33 protein-coding genes and 1 pseudogene are annotated in these 26,436 nt (G+C 41.1%); 14 read left to right on the top strand and 20 right to left on the bottom strand.

Going from position 1 to position 26,436, the window contains the following annotated elements; all coding sequences use genetic code 11:
• Positions 1-29 precede the first annotated feature (29 nt).
• The 4 genes from DS891_RS07915 to DS891_RS07900 are packed head-to-tail and all read left to right on the top strand — an operon-like array spanning position 30 to position 3,195.
• Positions 30-992, top strand: coding sequence for a hypothetical protein (locus tag DS891_RS07915; protein WP_174169433.1), 963 nt, complete (start codon positions 30-32; stop codon positions 990-992).
• An 18-nt stretch (positions 993-1,010) separates the two neighbouring features.
• Positions 1,011-1,952: a hypothetical protein gene (locus DS891_RS07910; RefSeq protein WP_174169432.1), complete on the top strand. Its 942-nt coding sequence runs from the start codon at positions 1,011-1,013 to the stop codon at positions 1,950-1,952.
• Complete coding sequence (locus DS891_RS07905) at positions 1,949-2,203, top strand: hypothetical protein (RefSeq protein WP_174169431.1); 255 nt, start codon at positions 1,949-1,951, stop codon at positions 2,201-2,203. The genes DS891_RS07910 and DS891_RS07905 overlap by 4 nt, the downstream gene beginning before the upstream one ends.
• A gap of 32 nt (positions 2,204-2,235) precedes the next feature.
• Positions 2,236-3,195: a hypothetical protein gene (locus DS891_RS07900; protein ID WP_174169430.1), complete on the top strand. Its 960-nt coding sequence runs from the start codon at positions 2,236-2,238 to the stop codon at positions 3,193-3,195.
• A 47-nt stretch (positions 3,196-3,242) separates the two neighbouring features.
• Here the strand turns inward: DS891_RS07900 and DS891_RS07895 are convergent, their stop codons facing one another.
• From DS891_RS07895 to DS891_RS07870, 6 genes are all read right to left on the bottom strand, one after another.
• On the bottom strand, positions 3,243-3,824 hold the full coding sequence (locus DS891_RS07895) for a hypothetical protein (protein ID WP_174169429.1): 582 nt from the start codon (positions 3,822-3,824) through the stop codon (positions 3,243-3,245).
• A 59-nt stretch (positions 3,825-3,883) separates the two neighbouring features.
• Positions 3,884-4,423, bottom strand: a complete 540-nt coding sequence (locus tag DS891_RS24500) for a hypothetical protein (RefSeq protein ID WP_227387766.1) — start codon at positions 4,421-4,423, stop codon at positions 3,884-3,886.
• A 2-nt stretch (positions 4,424-4,425) separates the two neighbouring features.
• The gene (locus tag DS891_RS07885) at positions 4,426-4,743 is read right to left on the bottom strand and encodes a hypothetical protein (RefSeq protein ID WP_174169428.1); all 318 of its coding nucleotides are present in this window, start codon (positions 4,741-4,743) and stop codon (positions 4,426-4,428) included.
• Positions 4,744-4,871: 128 nt separating this feature from the next.
• Entirely contained in the window at positions 4,872-5,564 is a 693-nt protein-coding gene (locus DS891_RS07880; RefSeq protein ID WP_174169427.1) for a hypothetical protein, read from the bottom strand.
• Between the two features lie 9 nt (positions 5,565-5,573).
• Positions 5,574-6,239, bottom strand: a complete 666-nt coding sequence (locus tag DS891_RS07875) for a hypothetical protein (RefSeq protein ID WP_174169426.1) — start codon at positions 6,237-6,239, stop codon at positions 5,574-5,576.
• A gap of 141 nt (positions 6,240-6,380) precedes the next feature.
• Positions 6,381-6,689 (bottom strand): helix-turn-helix transcriptional regulator, encoded by a 309-nt coding sequence (locus DS891_RS07870; protein WP_174169425.1) that lies wholly within the window; start codon positions 6,687-6,689, stop codon positions 6,381-6,383.
• Positions 6,690-6,972: 283 nt separating this feature from the next.
• On the opposite strand from DS891_RS07870, the gene DS891_RS07865 reads away from it, so the two are divergent.
• The gene (locus tag DS891_RS07865) at positions 6,973-7,206 is read left to right on the top strand and encodes a hypothetical protein (RefSeq protein ID WP_010604282.1); all 234 of its coding nucleotides are present in this window, start codon (positions 6,973-6,975) and stop codon (positions 7,204-7,206) included.
• Positions 7,207-7,281: 75 nt separating this feature from the next.
• On the opposite strand, the gene DS891_RS07860 is transcribed toward DS891_RS07865, so the two are convergent.
• The 7 genes from DS891_RS07860 to DS891_RS07830 form a co-directional block, all read right to left on the bottom strand.
• Entirely contained in the window at positions 7,282-8,157 is an 876-nt protein-coding gene (locus DS891_RS07860; RefSeq protein ID WP_174169424.1) for an MBL fold metallo-hydrolase, read from the bottom strand.
• A 76-nt stretch (positions 8,158-8,233) separates the two neighbouring features.
• Complete coding sequence (locus DS891_RS07855) at positions 8,234-9,031, bottom strand: ABC transporter substrate-binding protein (protein ID WP_102058492.1); 798 nt, start codon at positions 9,029-9,031, stop codon at positions 8,234-8,236.
• Between the two features lie 533 nt (positions 9,032-9,564).
• Positions 9,565-11,733 carry a S9 family peptidase gene (locus tag DS891_RS07850; protein ID WP_174169423.1) on the bottom strand — a complete coding sequence of 723 codons (2,169 nt, stop codon included), beginning with the start codon at positions 11,731-11,733 and terminating at the stop codon, positions 9,565-9,567.
• A gap of 129 nt (positions 11,734-11,862) precedes the next feature.
• Positions 11,863-13,815: a methyl-accepting chemotaxis protein gene (locus DS891_RS07845; RefSeq protein WP_010604278.1), complete on the bottom strand. Its 1,953-nt coding sequence runs from the start codon at positions 13,813-13,815 to the stop codon at positions 11,863-11,865.
• 182 nt (positions 13,816-13,997) lie between these two features.
• Positions 13,998-15,326: a sigma-54 dependent transcriptional regulator gene (locus tag DS891_RS07840; RefSeq protein ID WP_017217572.1), complete on the bottom strand. Its 1,329-nt coding sequence runs from the start codon at positions 15,324-15,326 to the stop codon at positions 13,998-14,000.
• Positions 15,323-15,859 (bottom strand): hypothetical protein, encoded by a 537-nt coding sequence (locus DS891_RS07835; RefSeq protein WP_010604276.1) that lies wholly within the window; start codon positions 15,857-15,859, stop codon positions 15,323-15,325. The genes DS891_RS07840 and DS891_RS07835 overlap by 4 nt, the downstream gene beginning before the upstream one ends.
• Positions 15,856-17,226, bottom strand: a complete 1,371-nt coding sequence (locus DS891_RS07830) for a sensor histidine kinase (RefSeq protein WP_174169422.1) — start codon at positions 17,224-17,226, stop codon at positions 15,856-15,858. The genes DS891_RS07835 and DS891_RS07830 overlap by 4 nt, the downstream gene beginning before the upstream one ends.
• A gap of 373 nt (positions 17,227-17,599) precedes the next feature.
• On the opposite strand from DS891_RS07830, the gene DS891_RS07825 reads away from it, so the two are divergent.
• The 6 genes from DS891_RS07825 to DS891_RS07800 all read left to right on the top strand — a co-directional run bounded on the left by DS891_RS07825 (position 17,600) and on the right by DS891_RS07800 (position 19,210).
• Positions 17,600-17,821 (top strand): EF-hand domain-containing protein, encoded by a 222-nt coding sequence (locus DS891_RS07825; protein WP_010369619.1) that lies wholly within the window; start codon positions 17,600-17,602, stop codon positions 17,819-17,821.
• A 43-nt stretch (positions 17,822-17,864) separates the two neighbouring features.
• Positions 17,865-18,086, top strand: coding sequence for a calmodulin (locus DS891_RS07820; protein ID WP_010604274.1), 222 nt, complete (start codon positions 17,865-17,867; stop codon positions 18,084-18,086).
• Between the two features lie 65 nt (positions 18,087-18,151).
• A complete protein-coding gene (locus tag DS891_RS07815) occupies positions 18,152-18,373 on the top strand; it encodes a calmodulin (protein WP_102058496.1) in 222 nt (73 codons plus the stop codon).
• A gap of 57 nt (positions 18,374-18,430) precedes the next feature.
• Positions 18,431-18,652: an EF-hand domain-containing protein gene (locus tag DS891_RS07810; RefSeq protein ID WP_174169421.1), complete on the top strand. Its 222-nt coding sequence runs from the start codon at positions 18,431-18,433 to the stop codon at positions 18,650-18,652.
• Positions 18,653-18,709: 57 nt separating this feature from the next.
• Positions 18,710-18,931: an EF-hand domain-containing protein gene (locus tag DS891_RS07805; protein ID WP_017217565.1), complete on the top strand. Its 222-nt coding sequence runs from the start codon at positions 18,710-18,712 to the stop codon at positions 18,929-18,931.
• 57 nt (positions 18,932-18,988) lie between these two features.
• Positions 18,989-19,210: an EF-hand domain-containing protein gene (locus DS891_RS07800; RefSeq protein ID WP_017217565.1), complete on the top strand. Its 222-nt coding sequence runs from the start codon at positions 18,989-18,991 to the stop codon at positions 19,208-19,210.
• Between the two features lie 926 nt (positions 19,211-20,136).
• Here the strand turns inward: DS891_RS07800 and DS891_RS07795 are convergent.
• The 5 genes and pseudogenes from DS891_RS07795 to DS891_RS07775 all read right to left on the bottom strand — a co-directional run bounded on the left by DS891_RS07795 (position 20,137) and on the right by DS891_RS07775 (position 22,184).
• A complete protein-coding gene (locus DS891_RS07795) occupies positions 20,137-20,583 on the bottom strand; it encodes an Hsp20 family protein (protein ID WP_010379331.1) in 447 nt (148 codons plus the stop codon).
• A 256-nt stretch (positions 20,584-20,839) separates the two neighbouring features.
• Positions 20,840-21,052 carry a 4-oxalocrotonate tautomerase family protein gene (locus DS891_RS07790; protein ID WP_010379330.1) on the bottom strand — a complete coding sequence of 71 codons (213 nt, stop codon included), beginning with the start codon at positions 21,050-21,052 and terminating at the stop codon, positions 20,840-20,842.
• Between the two features lie 23 nt (positions 21,053-21,075).
• Positions 21,076-21,183 (bottom strand): annotated as a pseudogene (locus DS891_RS07785) (4-oxalocrotonate tautomerase family protein); the annotation flags it as partial.
• A gap of 10 nt (positions 21,184-21,193) precedes the next feature.
• Positions 21,194-21,562 carry a nuclear transport factor 2 family protein gene (locus DS891_RS07780; RefSeq protein WP_174169420.1) on the bottom strand — a complete coding sequence of 123 codons (369 nt, stop codon included), beginning with the start codon at positions 21,560-21,562 and terminating at the stop codon, positions 21,194-21,196.
• Positions 21,563-21,569: 7 nt separating this feature from the next.
• The gene (locus tag DS891_RS07775; protein ID WP_174169419.1) at positions 21,570-22,184 is read right to left on the bottom strand and encodes a glutathione S-transferase family protein; all 615 of its coding nucleotides are present in this window, start codon (positions 22,182-22,184) and stop codon (positions 21,570-21,572) included.
• 124 nt (positions 22,185-22,308) lie between these two features.
• Here DS891_RS07775 and DS891_RS07770 point away from each other — a divergent pair, with 124 nt between their 5' ends.
• From DS891_RS07770 to DS891_RS07760, 3 genes are all read left to right on the top strand, one after another.
• Entirely contained in the window at positions 22,309-23,190 is an 882-nt protein-coding gene (locus DS891_RS07770; RefSeq protein WP_174169418.1) for a LysR family transcriptional regulator, read from the top strand.
• Positions 23,191-23,268: 78 nt separating this feature from the next.
• Entirely contained in the window at positions 23,269-23,427 is a 159-nt protein-coding gene (locus DS891_RS07765) for a hypothetical protein (protein ID WP_019647622.1), read from the top strand.
• 55 nt (positions 23,428-23,482) lie between these two features.
• The gene (locus DS891_RS07760; RefSeq protein WP_010604266.1) at positions 23,483-23,734 is read left to right on the top strand and encodes a TIGR03643 family protein; all 252 of its coding nucleotides are present in this window, start codon (positions 23,483-23,485) and stop codon (positions 23,732-23,734) included.
• Positions 23,735-23,738: 4 nt separating this feature from the next.
• On the opposite strand, the gene DS891_RS07755 is transcribed toward DS891_RS07760, so the two are convergent.
• Together DS891_RS07755 and DS891_RS07750 are read right to left on the bottom strand one after the other, a co-directional pair.
• Positions 23,739-24,317, bottom strand: a complete 579-nt coding sequence (locus tag DS891_RS07755) for a GNAT family N-acetyltransferase (RefSeq protein WP_174169417.1) — start codon at positions 24,315-24,317, stop codon at positions 23,739-23,741.
• 61 nt (positions 24,318-24,378) lie between these two features.
• Positions 24,379-26,433 (bottom strand): S9 family peptidase, encoded by a 2,055-nt coding sequence (locus DS891_RS07750; RefSeq protein WP_010604264.1) that lies wholly within the window; start codon positions 26,431-26,433, stop codon positions 24,379-24,381.
• Between the last annotated feature and the right edge of the window lie 3 nt (positions 26,434-26,436).

Genomic DNA, 26,436 nt, shown 5'->3' with positions numbered 1-26,436 from the left:
TTCAAGGAACAAAAAATACAAGGAGAGTTATGCTTGATTCTTTTCATTACAACTGCTACCTGAATGCAAATACATTTGGAGCTTACAACAAAAGGGCTGGCGTAAGCTTTACAGCAGGCATGATTGATACCATTTATGATAAGAGGTTCCATAAACCCCACCGTTTCAAAAGCTACATTAGCGGCAATTCTGTTGTTAGGCTAGTACTACTTGCTCCTTTTCTTTTATCTACAACCGCACTATTAGGTTCTTTAAGCACTATTATTGTTTGTTTATTTGAAGGTATACCGTGGATGGAATATTTAACGGTAATAGGCTGGTTAATGTTATTAAATTTTGCTCTGGTCAATCTTACTCCTTACCTGTCGACCTTTGTTGGAGAAAAATGCGTTTATTTTGACAGAGAAAAACAAAAAGTATCATTCACTTTTGATATACCTCATTGTACTGAGCGAGATGAGTTCGGAAATTGTTGCTTTGACTACTCAGAGGTAAACTTACGCTATCAACGTGTAACTACAGACCAATATGGTGCAACGACTTATGCACCAATAATCAGCCATAAAGATGGACAGAAGTTCCCTAAAGCGAAAATTACCGCCATCGTAAATGAAAATGGAAGAGTGCCGATAGAGTGCCTTATGTTATTTGAAGATATCCGCCGCTTTATGGATAAAAGTAAACCACTCCCTGAATCGCCAGAATATGAAGGGTTTAGGCATCTAGACCCAGTTACAGCGGAACATGATAAAGCGATAGGAAGGCCTGCGAGCTACTGGAGCGAGATGTCACTTGAACAACAATTTAAGGTAACAAATAAGATATATGAACCAATCTACGAGCTTAATGAGGAATTTCCTAAAAAGCCACTGCCGGAAATGAAAGAGCCATGGCTACACTGGAAACCAGATGGTAAAAAAGGAGAAGGGAAAGGGTTGAAGCATGAGATCCTACTAATCGCCATGCAATTATTTACAGCAAAGCCGATGTAAAAGTGGCTCGGTATTAGTATGAGAAGTACACGTTATAATGGTTTTTTTAGGACTTTCGACTTTAGGTTCTCTTCTAACAATGAAAACAATGGCTTGGCTTTTTTTAGTAACCCTGAGCCTGATAAGGTATATTCAAAAGTAGAATCTGAAAAGTGGCGGTATCATATTGTTTTAAAAGAAAATGATGGGAGGAAATTTTTTGATTTTCTTCCTCTTGCGTTGTGTCTCACTCTTTGGGGATATCTCGCATTCACCTTGATATTTAACATCTTTTCTTTTGAGGTTTCTAGAAAAGAGTACTTTGAAAGCTTCCTTCAACTTTTCTTCACTAATTTATTTTTTTCTCTCTTTTTCTTAAATGTTTACCCACTATTTTTAAATAAAATTGAACGTAGATACGCCTACTTCGATAGAGTTAAACAAACCGTTAGTTTTAGTTTTGATGTTGGCTCAGACGAGCTGGATGAGTTTGGCAATCAGTGTTTTCCATGGCTGGATATAGAAGCGGAAATTTTTGAGCAAATTGGCGATATGGGAGTTCCACGTTTTTTTGTCCGTTTAGTGCACAAAGATCGTGATAAATACCCAAAGGTAAACCTTTGTATGGATGTTGTGGGAATACAAAATTCAGCTATGTACTGCCATTTAAGGTGGGAGCTGATAATTCGACATATGGATAATACCAAACCACTACCAGATATTCCTATCTATGAGCTTGATAGAAGCAAAGATGATTTGACGAGGGAGTTTGATAAGCAAAACAATCGACCAAAGCTTTTTTGGGCTGGGTTTAGTTTGGGAGAGCAGAGTCGATTAAAACGACTTTATGAAGAAGACGCTGCAGATTTTAACTTCACTTACGGCCCTGAACGTGAGGAAATTGTAAAGCCTTGGTTAAAGTGGAAACCAGATCTGACTCAAGAGCAGGTCAATAAAAAGCAAGAAGCAAAGATGATTTGACGAGGGAGTTTGATAAGCAAAACAATCGACCAAAGCTTTTTTGGGCTGGGTTTAGTTTGGGAGAGCAGAGTCGATTAAAACGACTTTATGAAGAAGACGCTGCAGATTTTAACTTCACTTACGGCCCTGAACGTGAGGAAATTGTAAAGCCTTGGTTAAAGTGGAAACCAGATCTGACTCAAGAGCAGGTCAATAAAAAGCAAAGCTTTATAAAAGTCGCGTTAATACAGGTTCTAACAGGGTTACCATAACGGTTGCTACAGCTTTTTCAGGGAGGAAAATAGTGAACACACTTCAGAAAAATAGTTTCTTTAATCGGTTTTTTTGTGAAAATAGCTTTAAAGGTGGGCTAAGTAAAAATAGGCATGGTTTGGCAGTTTATAGAAAGTTTTACACTCCAAAATTGGATGTGTATTTAAATACTAATGAACGCTACTTTTATGAAGAAAAGCCTAGTAGCACAACCTTTTTTCTATTTTATTTACCATGCGGTATTTCCTTTGCTATTTGGGTCTTGCTACTTTTGAACTTTCTTGTTGTTATTTTTACTGACGGAAGTTTCTACTGGCCGATTCTATTGATAATTCCAATATACTCCTTTATAGCGGTTAATTTTTTAGGCTTAACATATGATCGTGTCAAGTTTAAAGGAGCTTATTTTGACCGCAAAGATCAAAAAGTCAGCTTTACGTGGAAGATAGAAAACGCTAGTGAATTTGATCGATTTGGTAATCCAACATTCGATTGGAAAGACATTGAATGTCACACTAAAAATGAATTTGCAACTTTAGGTATTATGAAAGGGTTTATTGAAATCAGACATAAAGACTTAGAGCGTTACCCGAATGCGAAACTAACAATAAATGCCTCTGGTGATACGTCGAAGCCTGTACGGTGTTTTTTGGAGTGGGAGTCGATTGTTAGGCACATGGAGCAAGATAAACCTTTACCAGATACACCGGAATACGAGCTGTATCGAGAGTTGGATCCAATCACTAAGTCTTTTGATGAAAGTAATGGTCGACCAAAAGGCTTTTGGACACAATTTAGCCTTGAACAGCAAAGAGAAATTGAAGAGCAAATATTTCAAGAGGCTTTAAAATTTGACTGGTCTGAGGGCAAAGTTCAACCAGAGATTACAAAGCCTTGGGAAGTATGGACCCCTGATCCCAAACCGCCACCCAAGCCAAGAGGTATGTTCACCATGATAATGTTACAGCTAGTATTTTGCTATCCGGAATAGGTGTTGTGGATAGCTTTTAACTTCTGATGCTTTTATCGAGCCTTTAACTACTTGTACCTGTTGATCTCGACCCGGATCACCCCATCTTCGGGCGTTGAATTAAAATAGAAGGGGTGATCTTGCCAGCGTTCATCACTCCCAAATATTTCACCAACAGCCGCTGCGGTTTCGATTGGTTCGTCTTTATTGATATATATATCCACTCTACAGGCCGTTTCACGGCAATCAATATTAGTTACGCGCAGCTTGTTTAGGATTTCGTTTTCCATGAAAAAATAATGAATTTGATCGGAAAATTCGAATGCCCAGGTTTCGTCTACAGATTGCTCGTTAAACCCTTTATCTTTTGAAGGCGTGATTGTTCTTTCGTCACTTTCTTTAGGTGTTTTAATTTCAGTATATTGGTTAGTGCTTTTCTCATCTGCAAACTTACCATTAGGCTTTGGCTTGCTGATAGCTACTTCTTCGAGGTGTGGCTTTACATTGTCGGAAGCCTTAATGTTGCTGGAGAGAGCTGCGATACGCTCCTCCAAATTATCTCGCTCAAGCTCTAAGTCTGAGATTACCGTATTCAGATAGATAGAGTAAGCAGCTAATAAAATAGTCCCTATTGCTGTAAGGTATCGCATAGTAAATCCTTGTTTATTTTTTAATTATTATATTTTTAATAGTTTTTTATATCATTCAGTCATGGTAAACGGAACTGAGCTAATAGTGTTTTAGCTTCTAAACTATCAAATTGCCCACCAATATGCAGTATGTGTTGGCTAGATTTGTTAAAGATAAAAAGCTCATCAAAACTACGAGTGTTGTTGGTCAGCGATACGGCCAGCCAGTCTCCAGTGTTAAATATGGCAATGTCGTTAGGTGATAGAAGCTCATGGACTTGATAGGCAATATTGTAATCAATGGCTGGCTTATCTTTGTTTTTCAATGCGATAAAATAAGACGCAAGATCAAGTTCATACTTGCTATGTAGACCACCGGTAATATTCTCAGCCGTTTGTAACTGAAAAATGAGTTCGCCATGCTCCGTTGTAACGGTGAACGAGGGTAACTCTGAATGAAGAATATTGAGATGAGTAACGTTTTGCTTGGGGATACAGAGCTTCACAGTACTAAATTCAAGCCAGTATGGTTCGTCTTGGCATTGTGGTTTAGGCCAGTTTTCTGCATAGCTAGAGGTGGGTAATAGCGCAAAAAGTACAATTGATAATAATAACTTCATTGTTACACTCCAAGAGAAGCTAGCTTCATTGGAGATTTATAATTTAATATCACCTTTTTCGCACACGAAAGCGATTGTTCTTCACTTAATTGACTAATAATACTTTGTGTAAAGCTTTTAGCGATCCAACCTATTGTTGCTTTAGCACCTGTTGGTTTAGGCACCCATTTTAAAGCGGTTGTGCACTGTCGCGTTTCTTCAATCATTTTGCCAAATATTTCAGCGACTTTAGGGTTTACTTCACCTGAAAATTTTAGGTCAACGCCTGCACCTTTATAAAAGGCATTAATGGCATCCTTGACTGATTTTTCTTCGTTCATTGGTCATCTCCTTTGTGAACCATATACATTCTTAAAGAAAACAGATAAGAGGTGAACTAATGCTGAACGAGGAGTTTGGGCTTAACGCTGGCAATAGATGATAACTAGATACCTAACAACAAAAGCCATTACGGCTTTTGTTGTTGATCTGTTTTATGTATTACTTCATCGCTGTCATCTTCATCATCATCTTCCTGTTCGGGCCGTTGATTCTCTACAAAAATGGTGGCGAGTAAGATAGTTACAACACAAGAAAGCAGAATACTTTTTGCGTAGGGGTAACTTTTGTAAACCCAATTCCAGCTCCAGAAGGGCTTAGCCGTTGCCTCTGAGACGCCAAAGATATAATCCATATTTCTCAGTAAGTGCTCACCTAAAACAAGTAAATCCACCACGATAAAAGCTAAGTAGACACCATATAAAAGGATATCTGCATGAGTGGTGTAAATGTATTGCCATTTCTTTGGTTGAAAACGTTTAACAAATTGAAGCGAAAATCGAACTCGGTATTTAAGAATTCTAAAAACTATGATGTCTAATACTAAATGGGTCGTAAGTAAGTACGAGTTCACGATATAAGGTGGTTCACCAGAGGAGAAGAAACTCGCCAAGAGCTTAAAGATTGCAGCCTCTACTATCAGTGATATTAAAATAAGAGAAATAATATGCTTCATATTTTCTTGATATTTTATGAGCAAAGAGACCAATAGTAGAGCGCCAATTAGGAGAGGATGTACTTGATCTACTAATTGAAGGTGTACAAATGACACTACACCTGAAAAAGTAATACAAAACAATAAAAAATAACTTGAAGTTGGCATCATCCGATCCTAATTCTCATCTGCATTATCGTATATGAGCGCAGACCTCGTGACTTCACTGTCTTGACCTTCTGCTCTGGGATCTTCGAAAATAACACCAGTACTTCCCCCTACAATTTTTGCTAGCTGTGTGGCATTTAACTCCGCACCATATACAAGTGAACTGGTAGCTCGGTCGGTTGAAGTCGCTGATGCAACTTGTTCTCCCTCCGCTCTTGGATCCTTTATCAGTGCACCAGTGCTTCCCCCTACAATTTTCGCCAGCTGCGTGGCATTTAAAGTATGTTGAGTCAATGCTGGAGCTGTTTTGCCGCGGATTAATTCCCCGTTTTTGTCGACTCTGCGTGGATCATCATAGTGATGCCCACCAGAGCCACCACTAACCTTATGCAGCTCTTGTACATTAAGATCTACCGTTACCGTATTGTTAATCTGTTTACCTCGTGGATCTTTATAATGGTCTAAACCCGAACCACCCACTATTCGGTACAGTTGTGACTCCGCCATAGTATTACCGTTGCGATGGCACTGCGTTGTTACAGCGCTTTGTTTGTTACGACTAGCGTGATTAAGTAAGCGCACGCGAGTGCCTTGTTTTATTTTACTCACAAATTGTTTTATCGTGATAAAGCAAAAGGTTAGTATGCCTGCTGTCACATTTTTGAATAGCTGCATGTTGATTTCCCTTCAGGATTATTTTCGGTGTTTTGGTTAGCACTACTCTATCGCGAAACGTCAAAAATGAGAATAACTTGTTGCTTATTTTGTAAACAAGTGAAACTAAAGATGTTGTATTAAAAGGTGGATGTTAACACACTAATCTTCCTGACCTTTTCGGTTTTTGCGCTTTTTTGCAGGAGAAGGGCTTTCTCGCCAGAGCTTTACGTCTTGCATCTTTGTGCGTAGGTCCATAAAGTAGTCTGTAATTGGATTAACATCCATACCACAGTATGTACTCCATTCTAAAAAGTACTCGAATGAAAATTTCCGAATACCTTTTTCATACTCTTCATAGGTTTGTCGCCGGATCCCTACTAAGTCAGCCATCTGCTGGGTGGTTTTATCAGCCGACATGCGCAGTCTTCGAAGATCATCACCTGTACACTTAAATCGGGTTCTGCCCACTCACTTAATCCTTTTTCACTCGGGCTCGCGGATATGCGAAAGTTAAATTTTAACGCCGTTACTGTTTCTATTTTGTAAAATTTGGATTGTAACCGCATGTACCAAATTTGCAAGCTTGTTTTGTTTTTATGTTGCTAAAATGATTTTATTAAAATGTAAGTTATTGAATGATGGTGTTTATTTAAATTTTTGTTGTGAATTTTTTTGTTCGACAGAATTTTCAGGCGAAGTTTTTGATAAGCTCAGCTTTATAGAATATCGGTTGGTGACAAAGGATTATTATATGGATTACTTACGTCAGTATAACGATCTTAATATTTATTATGAGGCGTTAAAAAAAGCAAGTAAGCAAGGCTCAGATGTGCCAGAGTCCACGGCTAAATGGTTAGCGTTAGTGGAAACCACACTATTTGAGCTACAAGAGCTTGCCTATATGGAGAAAGCATATATGCAAAAGTCTAAAACAATGAGTAATTTAGTCGACCTTGTTTATGCCAGTGCACCAACGATGGAGTAGTGTTTTTAAGCCAAGTATTTTCGGTGGAGGGGATGTGCATTACTGGCATCCCCTTTTTTAAAATAGGTTAGCAGTTTATTTTACTGGGGGCGATTTCAAACTGCGATAAAATAAAGTGGTAACGCGCTCTTCTGGTAGCCAATTAGCATAGTTAAGATTAAGTACTTGTAGCGGACGCGCGGCTACAACTTCTTCCAAGCTTGTATTATTTTTCATTGCATCTAGCATAATCGTTTTCGCTTTTTGTAATAGTGCCAGATAATCTTGTAAATTTTGTTTATCTGTTACAGGGCCATGGCCCGGTATGACGGTGGTCTTGTCGCCTATTTTCTCTATCACATCTTGTACTGCTGCAATTATCCCGTTTAAGGAGCCGCCGCTGTCGACATCGACAAAAGGTAAGCTGCCTAAATTAAAATAGATATCGCCCATATGTACGGCATTTGCTCGGTCAAAAAAGATCACTGCATCGCCATCGGTATGGGCGTGATGATAATGCCACAAGTGAGCATGCTCTTGGTTAAAGTGGAGCTTCATATCACTGCCAAATGTCAAGGTTGGCAAGTAGTCAGAACCGTTACCATGTTTTTGTTCTAACCGCTTGTATACATTGTGATGCGCGATAACATGGCTGCCCGCTTGTGCGAAATTTTCGTTGCCTCCTGTATGGTCGCCATGATGATGGGTATTAATAACAAACTCAGGTGCATTGGGTTGGATTGTTTTGATTTTTGCTTTAATTTGTTCACTGAGTTTAGCGAACTGATCATCGACGATATAAACGCCATCTGAGCCCGAACTTATGGCAATATTACCGCCTTGCCCAAATAGCACATGAAGGCCCCTTGCAACCTCTTGCAACTTAAACTCAACGTCATCAGCTTGTGCGTTTGAAATGTTTATCAATCCAAGCGCGATCGCAGTGAATGAATTTCTTACTAATTTAATCATGATCCATCCTTTTTGTTCTATTTTTTGTTTATTTCTATAAAGCAGTGGCTTAAGGTGTTTTATCATGCGTGCAGATTCATTCGTCTGCCGCTGCTGCGTTGTCTATTACCTGCCTCAATGCAGCATCCATCTTTAGGATAAAATCTTGTTTAAATGGATATTTTTCTTCAAACCCTTTCAAGTACCCAATGTGGGCAGTGCGACGCATTACTATTTTATCTTCAACAATATTACTGGTGTTTAAACTTGGTGTTATCTGCGACATTTTATTAATACCAAGTAAAGTGGAAAGTCGATCATTGACGTAACAATCAACGCGCCCACGTGCGAGCTTTTCGATATTTGAACGTGTGCTTTTGTTTTCCCAAAGTTGAATAAGTCCTTGTTTTTGCGCTTCCATTAGGCTTTCATCTAAGATGATATAACCGGCATTAATGCCAATATTAAGTACTCTTTCTGGTTTTACATGAGGCAAGTGCTTTAAGGTGATCCCTTGATTGCAAAAGGCAACCACCACCTCTTCTTGAAGGGGAATGGAATACGGCCAGATATAGGGGCGTTTTTTGATATGAATATAAGGTGGCATTAATGCCATTGCTTCGCCGGATGCCATTGAGGAAACGCCTCGCTTCCATGGTACCGCTTGCAAGTTAACTTGATATTCATGACTCAGCAAACGCGCTGCTTGCTTTACAATATCGACATAGATGCCATAAAGCTCGCCGTTAATTTGATAACTATAAGGCGGATAAGCATCGTCGACCAAAATGGTTACCTTGATAGGTGCTGAGTATTCAGGTTTATGGGGAACGGCGTTAGATAAGAGCGGCAGAAAAATACAGCAGCAAATAAAAACCAAGCGAAATAAATTCATTTTTCACTTATGTACGTAGTAGTCATTTTTTAAATATAGCCAACAAATAGCGAGTTTGTTAGGTGAAGGTACTAAACTTGTGTTATGAGAGCTTAGGCTATAAATGCCTAATATTTACTTATTTAATATGCTTCATTGTTGCTTGATTGAAGTACTTAGGTATTGACACTGCTAAAGTATATTTAACCTGAGCTGCGGATAATTAATGCCTTTCTAGCAGCCAGTTTTAGCGCTAACTGCGTTGAATTCACTTCCAATAGCCAGCTATTGGTGCGTAAATTCGCCTTGCCTACAGGATGTAGGTACCTTAGCGAGAGCAGGACGCGGAAGCGGTGTTTTCCCTAAAACTCTCTGGCTAGACAAGGAAAAAACTAAGTTGTGCTTTAGCAACAATGAGTTGGAACATTCCTTATCCAAACCTCAGGTTATTTAGATCTTTTTAGGGCAGATGTGTACTAAAGAAAGTTAGTTGAATAGTTTAGCAAGAGGTAGTCAAAGGAGGCTGAAGCCTCCTTGTATGATACGACCGATGATTACAGTTTATTTTCAGCGAGTGCGATAAAGAAACTATAACTTAATGCGACATCGTGGATACGCTTAAAGCGACCAGACGCACCACCGTGGCCGGCTTCCATATCAGTTTTTAGAAGCAGTAGATTATCATCTGTTTTGTATTCGCGTAGCTTAGCGACCCATTTCGCAGGCTCGAAGTACTGCACCTGAGAATCATGCAAACCCGTGGTTACAAGCAGGTTTGGATATGCTTGGGCTTTAACTTGATCGTAAGGTGAGTAAGACAGCATGTAATCAAAATACGTCTTCTCATTTGGGTTGCCCCATTCGTCGTACTCATTTGTGGTCAGCGGTAGCGTTTCGTCCAGCATGGTATTGATCACGTCAACAAATGGTACAGCTGCGTGTACACCATCATATAGTTCCGGCGCTTGGTTAATGACTGCACCCATTAATAGGCCACCTGCGCTGCCACCTCTGGCATAAATACGTGAAGCATCACCATATTTTTGCTCAACGAGTGCTTTTGTGACATCAACAAAGTCGTTAAAGGTGTTCTTTTTATTTAATTTTTTGCCGTTATCATACCAAGGACGGCCAAGCGTTTCTGAACCACGAATATGCGCAATAGCATAGACAAAACCACGATCTAAAAGGCTTAAACGGCTTATAGAGAAAGTTGGCTCAACATTAGAACCGTATGAACCATAACCGTATTGTAGTAGCGGGTTAGAACCATCTTGCTTAAACTTATCTTTACGATAAACAATTGAAACTGGTACTTTTATGCCGTCACGTGCGGTGACAAAAATACGTTCAGATTGGTAGTTTTCAGGTGCAAAGTCACCCAATACTTTGTCTTGCTTTAATAGTGTTTTGTCTAAACTAGCAAGGTCGACATCATACACAGAAGCCGGGGTCGTCATACTCTGATAACCAATTCTTACTGCGCCTGCGTCTAAATTTGCATTACCAGTTAAATACACTGCGTAAGCCGGGTCGTTAAAGGTTAAACGCTTGCTTTCGTTATTATCTAAATCTAATACGGTGATTTGGCTAAGGCCATTTTCACGCGTTTCGTAAACAAGGTGCTGATTAAATAGCTCAAAGCTATCTAGTTTTGCATCGGCATTGTGCGGTACAACGGTTTGCCATTTTGAAATATCACTTGCATCACTGGCTTTAACGCGCATCAGCTTAAAGTTTACGGCACCTTTGTTGGTGTGGATATAGTACCAGTCGCCAAGTTTAGCAATGCTATATTCATGACCACTTTCTCTTGGAATAAAGCGCTCAGGAGTTGCTTTTGCATTATCTGCGTCTAGTAAAGAAACGCCTGATGCCTCGGTGCTGGAATGGTGAATGTATATTTTGCTCTTGTCTTTACTCTTTGAGATATAGGTGTAATAGCTGTTATCTTTTTCTTCGTAAATCAGTTCATCTGTGCTTTGCGCTGTGCCTAGAGTATGACGGAATACTTGATAACCGAGCAAAGTAACCGGATCTTTTTTGATGTAATAGACGGTCTTGTTATCGTTCGCCCAAACGATAGGGCCTGACGCACCTTCGATTGTATCGTCCAGTAACTTACCTGTTGTTAAATCTTTGATTCGGATAGTATAAATTCGACGACTTACTGTATCTTCAGCAAAAGCTAATAGATTTTCGTTGGTTGAAACGGAAATACCACCAACACCGTAGTAGTTTTGACCTTCAGCGCGGATATTCGCATCAAAGATAGCTTCCGCATTTTTACCATCTTTGTGTTCACTGCGGTAATAAGTGAAGTATTCTTTGTCACCCTCAGTGGCACTAAAATAATAATAACTGCCGTTTAGTACCGGCACGCTGCGGTCATCTTTAACCACTTTGTTCTTTATTTCTTCAAATAAGGTTTGTTGTAGTTGCTCTGTGTTTACGAGCTTGCTGTCGGTATAGGCATTTTCTTTGGTTAAGTGTGACAGCACCTTTTCATCGCTTCTAGTATCGTCTCGTAGCCAGTGATAATTATCGACAAGTTCTTGACCGTGAATGGTCGTCTTGTGTGGGATCTTTTCTGCAACTGGTGCCACAACGGCTGCGGACTGTTCTGCTTTAACGTCAGATGTTGCGTTTTGAGATGGCGCTTCTTGACAACCAAGTACAGCAACCAAAGATGCTGCTACTAATGTAAATTTAAATTTCTTCATTTTTATTCTTCTGTAATAAATCAATCCATCCATCGAGTCTATCTAGTTCTTATTATAAGGACAACTAATTGAGACGATATTTTGTAACAATTGTAGAGACTGGGTTTAGCCATTCGAAACGTAAGCGACTTAATTAATATCAAAGCGGCCAACCAAACGCTCTAAGTCTTTGGCTAAGCTAACTAATTGGTCAGCACCTGCGTTTAATGCTGCCGTTTCTTCTCCGACTTGTCGTACGGAAACATCCACCGAGTCAATCAAACGTCTAGTGTGGCCTGCATTTTCTCCTTGTAATGAGGCTTGTGACGCTATATTTGAAACCGAAGTTTTAATTCTCGACACTGCCTGAGCGATATCAGTAAACGCTTGCTGAGCGCTTTGTGATTGTTTGATAGCTGTCTCAGACTCGCCTACGCTCGACGTCATTTGGGCCGATACCGTCCTCGTTTGTGCGATGAGGTTAGTTAACACTTGCTCTATTTCCTGTGTGGCGTCATGTGAGCGCTGCGCAAGCGTTCTTACCTCATCAGCAACCACTGCAAAGCCCCGACCTTGTTCACCTGCACGGGCAGCCTCAATCGCTGCATTTAATGCCAAAAGATTAGTTTGCTCTGCGATAGAACGGATCACCCCTAAAATATTAGTGATATCTTGGCTTTCACTTTCGAGTTGGTTCATGGCGTTGGCGGACTCAGCCAACGAATGATTAAGCCTCGCAACCTGCGATACGGTACTTTCTATTGTGCTGTTACCACGCTGAGCGTGATCGTCCGCAGTGACGACATCCTCTAAAGTATGACTGCAGCTTTCACTAATTTCGGTGGCAAGCTGCTCCACGGTTTCGGTAGTCGTAGTCGCGCTGGCGGAGTCTTCGGCCTGCGTATGGCATTGATTACGGATGTCGTTGATACTTTTTTGTGATCCTAACGCAGCATCATTCAATGTCGAGGCATTGCTTTGAATATCTTTTACGAGCGAGTTAATTGAGTCCAAAAATTTATTGAACCACGCGGCCAGCTCCCCAATTTCATCATGGGTGACGACTTTTAAACGTTTAGAAAGATTGCCTTCACCTTGTGCTATCTCTTTTAAGCCTTCAGACACCATTTCAATAGGTTCAACTATCTTATTGGCAAGCGTTATTGCAATGATAATAAACAGAATTACCATGATGAACGCGATAATAGTGATACTAATCGTCATATCGTAAGCTGAAGCCAAGATTTCATCTTCATCAATCACCGCGATAAATTGCCAGCCAAGAGTGTCGGAGCGATAAATCTTAGCGTCATAGGTTTTGTTATCAGTTTCAATGGTAAGGTAGGGTTCGTTTGTGGCGTTTCGTATAGCCTCGTAGAGTGGGCTAGTGAGATCTTTAATGTGTTTAAAGTTGTTATTTTTATTTTTAGGATCGGCAAGTACAGTGCCGTCGGCATCAAGGAGGATTAAATACCCAGACTCCCCAAGACGAATATTGCTAACAATATCGGTCAGTGTAGCGAGTGTTACATCTAATGATTGCACGCCAATCACTTTGCCATCATGCTTTATACCTGTGGCAACCGAGACCATGGCTTGCCCCGTTACCCCTTGATAAGGCTCGGTAAGGATAACTTTGCTTGGATCTTTTGAAGCATTTTGATACCAAGGGCGTTTTCTTGGATCGTAATCGCCAAGGGGCTCTGCAGGATACTGAATAAAACCACCGGAACCAGTGCCAAGATACACAAACAGTAATTCTTCATGGGTTTGCCCAAATGCGCGGTAAAGCTCAAAAATATTGGCTTCTGTTTGACCGTTTTGTAGCGGGGTCATGGGCTTCTCTGCACCAAAATAAGTAGTGGTATCTTGGCTTACTTGCTGCACGGCCTTAGACTCGGCGAGGAAGCGCGCATTTTTCTTCATCTGCTCAAAAAACAGTACAAAAGACTGTTCGGCTTGCCGTATCTCATTGCCGGATGCATCAAGAAATTTATCGAGAGAGTCACTTTTGGTCTGAGAAATGCTGACCACAGAAATCGCTAAAATAGGAATGATCACAGTGAGAACAAAGCTAATAATGAGCTTTTTGCGCATTTTCATACAGACAACCCTTAACTATCCGAGTGTTTTTATTATGCTCCTAGGAGGAGCGCATATTCTCAGGGCAAAATCTGAGCCACGGGGTGGCTCGTTCAAATCCGTATTATAAACACTTTGCAGTGGTAAATTTGACCAATCAACGCGCTTCAGAAATTAAAACTAATTTTACCCCTCTAATAGGTTTAGCATTGGATCTCATGTTTTTTAAGTAATTTGTAAAAATCAGAGCGATTACGTTGCGCAAGTTTTGCAGCTTCCGATACATTCCCTTCGCAAAGCGCCAGTACTTTTTGGATGTAGTCATACTCAAATTGGCGTTTTGCTTCATTTAACCCCGTAAACGCATTCTGCTCTTTATCCTTAGGCAGGGCTTTTTGTACGATATCTTCAGTGATCATTTTACCCGGAGTAATAGCAACACAGTGCTCTACGATATTATGGAGCTGACGGATGTTACCCGGCCAATGATAATTCAACAAATGCGTAATACTTTGTTGGTTAAATTGCTTTTCGCCATCGCTAAGTGCACTTAAGAAGCGTGATGCAAGTAGTGGAATATCTTCCAATCTCTCTCTTAGACTTGGGATTTCAACAGATACCACGTTTAAGCGATAGTATAAATCTTCACGAAATTGCTTTTCGGCAACGGCGCTTTGAATGTTCTTATGGCTTGCAGAGACAAAACGAACATTGACCTTGTGCTCGGTTTGGCCGCCCACAGGGCGAACGGTACGTTCTTGTAAAACACGCAGTAGCTTAACTTGTAAATCAAGCGGCATATCACCAATTTCGTCGAGGAATAGGGTGCCACCATCTGCTGCTTGTACTAAGCCTTCTTTGTCGCTCACCGCGCCGGTAAACGCGCCTTTTTTATGGCCGAATAGTTCAGACTCCAACAGGTGAGCGGGCATTGCGCCACAGTTAATTGCAATAAATGGGCCCTGCGCTTGGTTACTGGCCAAATGGATTGCTTTTGCTGTCACTTCTTTACCGGTACCGCTCTCGCCTTGGATAAGAATGTTTGCGTTGCTGCTGGCTAGCGCCTGAATTTGCTGTACCAATTGACGCATTGCGGCACTTTGGAATAACAATCCATGGAAGTTATTTGGATCCGAAGTTTGTGCGGTTCTTACTTTTCCTGCAAGCGCCTCATTGATGACATCGAGCATTTGCTGAGAGTCAATGGGCTTGGTTAAAAAGCTCACAAAGCCTTGTTGCATGGCGTCAACAGCGTCAGGAATAGAGCCGTGAGCGGTCATCATCACAACGGGCATGCCGGTATAATACTTCTTTATTTGCTCATTAAGTTCAAAGCCGTTCATGTGTGCCATCTTCAAATCGGTGATGACCAAGTCGATAGGCATTTGCTTGAGGATATTTAACGCTTGCGTACCGCGGTGCGCAACTTCAACTTCGTAGCCGTGACTTTCTAAACGCATGGCCAGTAGCTCAGTTAAAGATGTATCGTCATCCACTAAAAGTAACTTTGCGCCTTGTTGTGTTTGACTCATAGTGAATCCTCCTCAAGTGATGGGTTTTCAGAAAGATCGGTTTCTAAACGTTGTTTTTCTATGTCGGCAAGCTTTTGTTTCAGCTCGGCAAGCTGCTTTTGGGTTTGTAACAATTGCTCTTGGTGCTGTTGCGCCTTATTGTCAGAGTAATAATTACTGATTTTTTGCTCACGAAGGCTTTGGGTATGCCAAGCTAACGACTCAAACCAAATGTTGTAATCTTCTGGCCAGTAATCTTGTAGTTTTACTTCTTCAATGGCTTTAAGTTGCTTGGTTGTTGAGTCTGTACCGCAATAGGTGTGAATAAAGCCTTGTAAGTGCAGCGCACCTTTATAGTAATCGTTAAATGTCACGTTATGTTTTTTAGCGCACTGGCTGACTAAGGCTTTGATCACCTCAGCTAAAGGCACAAATTTAGCGCTGGTTTCTGTTTTTACAGGGCCAATAAACTGCTTTGTTTGCTCGACCTTTTGCTCTGTTGTGGCACAACCACTGAGCAAAAATAGCGTGATACTTAATGCGATGTATTTCATTTTGGATCCCTTTTTGGAAAGGCGACTTGAATACTGGCGCCAGATTCTACTGATAGCCATTTCACATCGCCTTTTAATTGCTTCACACACTCAGAGACAATGGCTAAACCTAAGCCACTGCCATTATTATTTTTATTTTTCTCACCACGAACAAACGGTTGGAATAATGAATCGGCCTCATTGACGTCGATGCCATCACCATCGTCACGGACTATCAACAATACATCACCATTTTGCTCTTCAATTGAAATAGTGACATTGCTTTTAGCATGATCGATGGCATTGCTCACTAACTGAGTTAACACTAATTTGCACGGAAGATAAGGCACTTTTAGCTCATCATGATTTTGCCAGTTCACTATCACATCAGTCTTTCCTAGCTTATCGCCAAGATGCTTAGAGACTTCCTCTTGGATAAGATTCATTTCGGCGTCGTGATGTAGACTATCTGGGTGACTGGCTGCACTATAGCTGAGCAAATCATCGATCAATGAGCCAAGCTTTGCAACAGAGTTTTCCATAATGATGAGAATACGTTGTTGTTTTGGATTAACATCTCCTAGCAATCCACTATTTAATAAGCTGCTTCCTTCGTTTAGCGATGCTAAAGGGGTTTTAAGCTCATGAGTAACATGGCGCAAGAAGGTTTCTTTTTGTTGTTGAATACGCTTAAGTTCGAGCCTTAACCAATTTAGCCTGTCACCCAATTGCTGCAATTCATGACTGCCAGAGAGTTCAACCGACTTATCAAAATTACCTTTACCTACCTCAGATACCGCAGATTCTACCTGATTAAGTTGCTGACAAATCCGGTTGATCAAAAAGATGCTGATCACGATAAGGGTGGGTAGCAAGATAACGAGACCAAACATAAACCATGTTTGCAGCTGCACGAAATGGGATTCTTGATCTGATAAGCGCTTATTAAGTGTTTGTTGAAAGCTTTCCTCGAATTGATTAAGCACCTTAACCAATTGTTGGAACTCTTCAGCTTTTGAAGTGGCATTGATTTCATCTGGCGCGAATTGTCGCCATTTAGCAACAAACAGCGAGTCGGGTAGATTTATTTTTAATAATTGAATGCGTTTTTTGGTATTTTGCCACTTCTGCTCGATGCTTTCTTGCAGTGTTTCACTTTGCAGCAGCTGATTATTTTGCAGTGCTTTTTCAAGCGCACTGATATCTGCTTTCACAAAATTGTATTCAAGAATAAGTTTTTGATTTTTATTATAAATATCCTGTGTTTTTTGTTGGTTTTTGGACAGTGCCTGGGCGTACCACAAAGTCAATGTGAGTATTGGAAGCACACCAATAAACATGGCAATAAGTGCCTGTTTTTGTAATGACTGAGAAAAAATTTTTTTCACGATGCTAAATCCTTTAAAAGGGTGCACAAATTTCAATCAAATGGTGTTGCGAGATTTGCAAAATTTTCTACCCAAAAATTTACCTGTTGCAAAGCTGCGACAATCTAACTTCAAGAAAAATAAAGACTTTTTATTTTTCGCTTTTTTAACTGTTGCCATTTAGCAACAGTCAGCCTTAATCCAACCTTAATCTTTTTAAGTGATTTAACTTAACTCATTGATAAACGGTATTTTTTCAATGTTGGCATCAAAGTTGGAATAGTTATCTCGAAAGCGAAAAACGAAACGCAAAAACAAATGCAAAATCAGTTTTAGCTTTAACAGCAAAATGTTTAACACAGAATTTAGTTTTTAATCTTACGAGGAAAGCACGATGAAAAATTTAGCAATCGCAGTATCAGCAGCAGTAATGACTTTGGCATCAGTAGGTGCACACGCAAACACGGATTTCGACAAATTAGACATGAATGGTGACGGTTACATCTCTATTGAAGAAGCAAAAGCAGATGAAGGCCTTCTTGCTCAATTCAACGAGCTAGACGCTGACCAAGACGGTCAACTAAGCCAAGCAGAATTTGATAACTACGAAGGTTAATTCGCCCAGTTATCGCATCACTTTAATCGTTTAGGAGAAGATCATGAAAAATTTACTAGCAGCACTTTCAATTACAGGTATGACATTAGTTTCAGCATCGGCAATGGCGATGGATGACTTCGAAAAGTACGACACAGATGGCAGCGGCACGATCAGCATGAGTGAGGCGCAGGTTAACCCTAAGTTAGCTGAGCAATTCAAGACACTTGATGTTGACGGTAACGGCGAGCTAAGCGAGTCAGAGTACGAGCACTTTGAAGGCTAATTTGAAAGTTTGGTATCGGTGAGTCTTCGGACTCTCCGCCAAGACTAAATTTTAAGGAGAATATGATGAAAAATCTACTAGTAGCAGTTTCCCTAGCGGGTCTATCAATGGCATCAGTTAATGCGATAGCTGGTGACGACTTTGCCAAATACGATGCCGATGGTAGTGGCACAATCAGCATGAGCGAAGCGAAAGTAAATCCCAATCTTGTTGAGCAATTTACTCAGCTAGACGGTAACGCTGACGGCGAGTTAAGTGAATCAGAATTCGCAAATTTTGAAGGCTAATCAATAGCCCTCCAATTTTATAAAACGAACAGTATTTAAATTTTTGAGGAATAAATGATGAAAAACGTACTAATTGCACTTTCAATCACAGGTTTATCTTTTGCTTCTGTTAATGCAATGGCGGGTGAAGACTTCTCAGCGCTAGATACAGATCAAAGCGGCACAATCAGCATGAGTGAAGCACAAGCACACACTGCACTTGCAGAGCAATTTAAAGCGCTAGACGCTGATGCAAATGGCGAGCTAAGCGAAACAGAATTCGCAAACTTTAAAGGCTAAACAGTAGCCCTCCAATTTTATAAAACGAACAGTATTTAAATTTTTGAGGAATAAATGATGAAAAACGTACTAATTGCACTTTCAATCACAGGTTTATCTTTCGCGTCTGTTAATGCAATGGCGGGTGAAGACTTCGCAGCGCTAGATACAGACCAAAGCGGCACAATCAGCATGAGTGAAGCACAAGCACACACTGCACTTGCAGAGCAATTTAAAGCGCTAGACGTTGATGCAAACGGCGAGCTAAGCGAAACAGAATTCGCAAACTTTAAAGGCTAAACAGTAGCCCTCCAATTTTATAAAACGAACAGTATTTAAATTTTTGAGGAATAAATGATGAAAAACGTACTAATTGCACTTTCAATCACAGGTTTATCTTTTGCTTCTGTTAATGCAATGGCGGGTGAAGACTTCGCAGCGCTAGATACAGATCAAAGCGGCACAATCAGCATGAGTGAAGCACAAGCACACACTGCACTTGCAGAGCAATTTAAAGCGCTAGACGTTGATGCAAACGGCGAGCTAAGCGAAACAGAATTCGCAAACTTTAAAGGCTAATTAGAGCTGGAGAAGTAGATTTACCTGCGCAAGGGAGTGACAGAGGAAAAGGAACTGATGTCAGGGAGCAGGGAATAGAGTTCAAAGATTATGATTATTGTTGAGTTATTTGGCAACATTACTGATTTGTTCAACTAAGCGCCTTTTTCGGGCAAGTTTAAACAAACTGGTATAAAGGAATACTTACAGCGAGGCATCGCTATCAGAATCTTTGAGCTCCAAATTGAGAGTTTGGATGTCATTAGGGAAGTAAAGTGAAGGATCATAGTCGGTAAGAGTAAGGCGGTTATTCGCACCGCACCCAAAGCTTGGCTTAATAGCCAAGCTTTTTTTGTTTTTCGTTATTTTTTTATGCTCAGCGAGCCGCAAACGCCCATTAAGACGGCGAGTATTAATATAGAGTGAAACTTGATTGAATAGATAAACATTAAGTCACGCTTAGATATTCTTTTTCCCCTAATCGAAAGTCTGATAAACCTGCTTTAGCCATGTAAAAAAGAGTAACATTGGCTAGACGAGGAAGCGGTTTAAGAACTGCAATAAAGGTTGTTAAAGCAATCGACAGAGCTAGTAATCAAGCTGCTCGTGAAGCTCAACGTAGAGAGAAAGCTAGGCGACACTCCTCTTCCGGTTGCTGTCAGTATAAATGGTGCTCTACATAAAAATCACACCTCAATCTACCCAGCAAGTCGCTTTTACTTATCGAAACTCCATGCCAATTAAAGTGCTACCTTTAAAAATCTAGCACTGCGAAGTAGGAGATGCTTTACGCAGCGATCTTTGTGTTTTTATGTTTGATGGTTAGTCCTAAGTCGCCAATTAGGTAGTATAGATATATACGCTGCTAACTCAAAACAAAAAAGTCGCCCGAGGGCGACTTAGAAACGTGACATCATGTAAAAACAGGGGGAAGTGATCTCAATCGATTATTTATTTTCGATGAGATTGCCTTTGCCAATTTCAATCTTTCTCGGCTTGAGTGCTTCTGGAATTTCGCGCTCAAGGTCAATAACTAACAGGCCGTTTTCAAGTCCTGCGCCAATCACCTTGACGTGATCGCCAAGTTGGAATTTACGCTCAAAGTTACGCTCTGCGATGCCTTGATGGATAAATTTACGCTCAGCTTTGTCTTCTTTGTTTTGCTTTTCGCCTTTGACTGTCAGAGTATTGTTTTCTGACTCAAGGCTAAGCTCTTGCTCGGTAAATCCGGCAACAGCCATGGTAATTTGGTACTTGTCTTCACCGGTGGCTTCAATGTTATATGGTGGAAAGCTTGGTTGCTTTTCGTTGCGTGATGCTGCATCCATTAGCTGTGCTAAATGGTCAAAACCGATGAATGAACGATAAAGTGGAGATAGGTCTACTGTACGCATAATTTGTATCCTCATAAAGCGATAATTAAGCTATTTATTGCTTCAATTAAAGCCAATAAATAGCATATAAAACATTTACTTAGTTTGGGTTGGGACCCTGTCGGCGTCCTCACAATACTATCTATGGACGAGGCAAATATTTTTCAAGAAACTTTTTTAAAAAAGTTTTTATTTACCTGAATTTTATAAGATTCTTTTTCAAGAAAATTGTCTTTGCAGGTAAAGAAGCACCATCTGATGCCTCTTTTTTATTGCGTCATTTAGGACTTAAGTTTTGCTGTCTCAACATAGAGACTTGATCAAACCCTATTCCCCAGTCGTCAGTTTCAACTTCTTCTATGACAACAAAAGTAACTTGTGGCGCTTTATCAAGGACATCCACCATAAGCTGAGTTGCACCTTTTATTAAGGCTTGCTTCTGAGCAGGTGTAACGCCTTCCTTAGTGATTTTAATATTGATGATTGGCACAGGTTACCTCCTACAGATCATCGCGCTTTATCAAGGACATCCACCATAAGCTGAGTTGCACCTTTTATTAAGGCTTGCTTCTGAGCAGGTGTAACGCCTTCCTTCGTGATTTTAATATTGATGATTGGCATTGGTTATCTCCTACAGATCATCATACATTTTGTTGACGATACGCCATTGTCCATCTTCTTTAAGTAAACCAATAAAGTCGATATAGTGATGTTCAAACAGTGGGCAATACAGCTTGACCATTGCTTGATGGTTTACAACATCCACCGACAAAATACGGTAATTAAAAGCAGCGCTTTGGCTTTCGGGCGTTTGTCGAGATGAAACCAAATCTAGCCACTGTGATTTGGTGCGCCTCATTCCAGGAGCTTTGAGTACCGCGTCAACGTGGAAAACTGCATCCAACTTTTTAATATCTCCTTGGTGTAGCCCGTCAAAATATTGTTGAATAACCGCAGTTACTTTGTCTAAATCCTGTAGTTTGAAAATAGGCTTAGTCATATTAAGCTCATGCGTCTGTACTGTGTGCTTGTTCAGCTGCTATCGAGGCGATAAAGCTGGGCCTTGCCTCAACTGCAGCTAACATTTTGCTGACTTTTTCTGGAATGATAATGTCGACTGGAAAATAGGCGCCCCAACGCGCATATACAGCCAGCATGATATCCGCAGTGGAAACCTGATCGCCGCCTAAAAATGATTGCTGCGCTAACTTTTTCTCGACTAACACCCATAATTCGTTGATGGCAACCGCTGCCGCTTCTAAAAATGGCTGGCGTGCATGCTCAACAGCGATTGCGCCTGTGGCAAAAAACAGACGATTGTAAGCCGGGTGCATAGTAGCATTGGCAAACAGAATGTTTTCTATCGCTTGTTGCTTTTGAAGAACATCAGCTTGAGGAAGAAGGTTATTTTCGTGTTTATTGAGTAGATAAAGTAGGATTGCAGCGCCTTCTACTAAGCAGTTTTCGCCATCGTTAAGAACCGGGATTTTACCTGTTGGGTTAATGGCTACAAAGTTATCAACACCGCGTTTGTCAACCAGTTCGAAGGGTTGTTTTAATTCTCTTAATATGACTTGCGTTGCTAGCGCACAAGCACCTGGTAAGTAATATAACGTATACATAATGGTTTTCCTCATTTGCTTCTTGGCTAAAAGACAAGCTCAGTGTATAAACTAGATGTTGTTTGATATATAGCTACAATGAGAACCAAGAGTTCACATAGTGGAAACAATAATCAAGGAAAGTATGAATAAGCTACGAGCGATAGAAATGTTTGTAAAACTGGCTGAGGTACGCAGTTTTACTCGTGTTGCAGAGCAATATAATACATCCAAATCCATGATCAGTAAGGAGATCAGCCGACTAGAAGCTGAGCTTGGTGCGCGGCTTATACATCGCACCACGCGCAATTTGCAGCTCACGCATGTGGGAGAAGGCTATTTGCAGCGTGCTAAGGATATTCTCAATAAGTTAGAGGATGCAGACACCTTCATACAAGAGTCGCAGCAAGCACCAAAAGGTAAGCTAAAGGTGAATGTGCCAATGGTGCTTGGGATCACTGACTTGGCAGCAATGTTCGCCGATTTTATGCAAGCGTATCCCGATGTCGACCTTGAAATACATTTAGGAGATGAGGATATCGACTTAGTAGAACAGGGATTCGATTTAGGTTTTCGGGCTTCCAGTCGCCCGTTTGACTCAAGTTATATAGGAAAAGAAATTACTCAATTTAGCTATCATGTATGCGCCTCACCACAATATTTAGCGAGTCACCCTGCTATCGAATCAGCACAAGATTTAATTCATCATAATTGTTTTGAATACAGCTATTCAAAACGCAGGAACTTATGGCCATTAGACGAAGGTGTGCGAATAAAAGGCTCCCTTAAAGTGAACAATGTCCTTTTTATGTTGCAGGCAATTAAAAGCCATTTGGGAATAGGGGTTTTACCTGAATTTGCCTGTAGAGAAGCACTTGAAAAGGGTGAGATAGTCAGTATTTTGCAGCACGCTGACAAGCCAACGCTAGCCTTATACGCACTGTATCCCGCACGCCAATTTGTGCCAGCCGCGGTACTTCAATGTATCGAGTTTTTACAGGCTTGGTTTAAGCGTGACGGGCACTGATTGTTAAGCAAATAAGGTGGTTTACATTTCTTCATTACTTTGCCACATTAACTACTGGCTTAAATGATGGAACAATCAATGAAATGTGATAAACAAAATGCCAATCGAAAAATAGGTCTGGGGCTGGCTATCGGCGCAGGAATTGGCACAGCCGTGGGCGTTGCATCTGGGCAAATCATGTACACCTTACCTATCGGCATTGCGATGGGAATATTGATTGGACGTAAGTATTTTTAATCTAATGAGCTACTCGCTACGTATCTTTGCTTTTAATTAGGGGAAGGTTAAGCAAGTGCAATTTAGTGACTCAGAAATTTCCAGGATCATTGAAATGGCGTGGGAGGATAGGACACCATTTGAAGCTATCGAACGACAGTTTGAGCTCAGTGAACCTGAAGTGATCAAATTGATGCGTTGTAGCCTAAAACCCAGCAGTTTTAGGCTATGGCGGCAACGAGTAAATGGCCGTAACACTAAGCATATTAAACTTAGAAGCAAAGCGGTCAATCGCGGATATTGCAAAACCCAATACAAACAAAGGTAACGCGTTATCTAGACCTTTGGGTATTAGTCTTTGCTTTATATTGAAGGTCGCTTGCAAGTAAGCCGAATAGTGCAGAGTCTGAGACTTCACCAGCAATTTCCCAGCGAGCACGTAAGTGACCTTCTTTAGTAAATCCAAGTTTTGTTAGCACTTTGGCTGAGCCGATATTAGCGGGATCAATTTCAGCTTCAATACGCCTCAACTGCAGTGTTGAAAAAGCATAGTTAATGAGTGCAGAGCCCGCTTCTTGAATGACACCTTGCCCCCAGTGAGATTTGGCAATACCAAAGCCAATTTCGGCGCGACGTGACTCTTTATCCCAGCTAAAAAGTAAACATTTACCAATTAATATTTCATCACTTTTCGAAACAATGGCCAGTGTGATCGCTTGTTGCGTAGTCAAATCTTCATGTGATTGCTTGATAAATTGCGTTGCATCCTCAAGGCATTCCCAAGGTGGCGTGTTCCAATAGCGCATGACGTCTGCGTCTGAGAATATGGCAAATAGCGCTTCGGCGTCTTGTGAGGTTAGGGGTCTAAGTGTGAATCGCTCGGTGTCGAGTTTGATTGTAGTTAATTGCAATATCTTTTTCCCTGATAAAAAAGGGCGCAAATTCGCGCCCCCAAACAATAAGCTGGCTTACTTATTTATTCGCGTCTTTAACGGCTTTTAGCTTCGCCGCGTGGTCAATTTCATAATCTGGCATGTCTTTTTTGCCTTCGATTAGGTAGTTGTCCATCCAGCGCATCAAGCGCAAGCTGTAATCGTATTGAGCCGCAGCTTTGCGGTTACCGTGGCCTTCGCCTGGATAGTAAACTAGACGTACGTCTTTACCTTGCACTTTCATATAGCGATATAGCTCCATAGACTGTGCTGGGTGTACTCGCGGGTCATCTTTACCATGCATAATGAGTAATGGCGTCTTTGATTGACCAGCCCAGTAAATCGGACTGCGCTCTAGGTACCACTGCCACTTATCCCAAGGGTAAGAGCGAGCGTGCACTAAGTACATTTCGTTTGAGATATCGGTAGTACCAAACTTAGATAGTTGGTTCGTTACCCCAACAAACATCACGCTTGCTGCAAAGTGTTCGGTTAGTTTTGTAGCACCCCAAGCTGAGGCATAACCGCCGTAAGAGCCACCAGTAATACCAACACGCTTAGTGTCTACTAAACCGGTATTGACTAGGTATTCTTTCATATCTACTAAGTCGTCAAACTCTTTACCTGCGTAGTCGCCTTGGCCAAGTTTTGAGTAATCAACGCCTTTACCTGTCGAACCACGGTAGTTTGGATAGAATACCGCATAGCCGCGTGCTGCGCCCATTTGACCCGGATCTGAATAGCTCGTGAGCCAGCCATTCTTATCGTGGCTTTCAGGGCCACCGTGCACCGACATGATCAGTGGATAACGTGTACCTTCTTGGTAATCAAGTGGATAAATTAATACGCCACCAATTTCAACGCCATCGCGGGCTTTGAAGTTAATAGCCTCTTGTTTTGCAAAACGTTTGTTGTCTAACCACGGGTTTGAGTTTGATAGACGAGTTGCCTTGCTTGAGCGGATCACAAACACTTCATTTGGGTGCTTAGCGGTATTTGCACGTAGGGCAATGGTTTTGTCTGAGTCAGAGATAGATAGGTTCGATGCGATAAACTTACCTTCTTTGATAAGCTTCTTGTATTTGTTTGAGCCAACTTTAATTTGGCCAACAAAACTCTCAGCGCCGACGTTTGCGACAAAAGTCAGCTGGTTTTTGCGGTTTGACCACTCAAAATCACCGATGTGACCCATAAAGTTTGGGATCCACTCTTCTACTTTGCCGCTTTGTGCATCGGCAAGGTATAAGCGACCAGTTGCCGGGTCATGCTTGTCTTCAGCGCCTAAAATCGCGATGTATTTACCATCGTGAGAAAACTCTGCGGTACCAAGCTTACCTTCTGTTTTGAACGAAGTGGTAATTTGTTGTGTTTTTGCATCAAGTACATGCCATTGTGACTTCATATACTTGTCATCAATAAGCGCTGTAGGCTGGGTTTTTACCAGTAATTTAGAGGCATCGTCAGCCCAGTTTATTTCACTAACATAACCTTCGATGTTTAGTGCCGCTGGGGTCAATGGTTTTTCTGACGCTGCAAGATCAATGATATGAAGCTGTTTGTTTTTTAAACCCAGTTCATACACTTCAGCCATAAAACCAAGCTTTTTCAGCTCTTTTTCTGACTTATCGGCAGCTGGCATTGCAAGGATTGCAACCTGTTTGCCATCAGGGCTTAGACTATAAGCCGAGATCCCAGTTCCTTTTAGTGAAAGCACTTTCTGTGCTTCCCCACCGTTTACCGCGATGCGATAAAGGGCGCGTTGCTTGTCTTCTTTTTTCTTGGTTAGGAAATAAATGAACTGACCGTCGGCCGACCAAGAGATGCTTGAGATGCTCACTTTACCGGTGATAAATGGGCGCTCTACACCTTCGTCGTCAACCACATAAAGTTCACTGTAATTAGAACCATTTTGGTCAACGTAAAGCTCGCGCGGTACCGAGCGAGTAAAAGCAACGAGTTCGCCGTCAGGACTCACCGACGTTGAGCTTACCGATTGGATCTTTGGGATGTCTTCAATAGTGATGGTATCGCTTGCGAGGCTTGCAGCACTGGTGAAGCCCATTGCTAAAGCCAAAGCAGACTTAAGTAGTTTCATTAT

Source organism: Pseudoalteromonas sp. JC28, from assembly GCF_013319255.1.
Taxonomy (GTDB): Bacteria; Pseudomonadota; Gammaproteobacteria; order Enterobacterales; family Alteromonadaceae; genus Pseudoalteromonas.
Note: the sequence above shows the minus strand (reverse complement) of the source record. Positions and strands in the feature narration are given on the sequence as shown.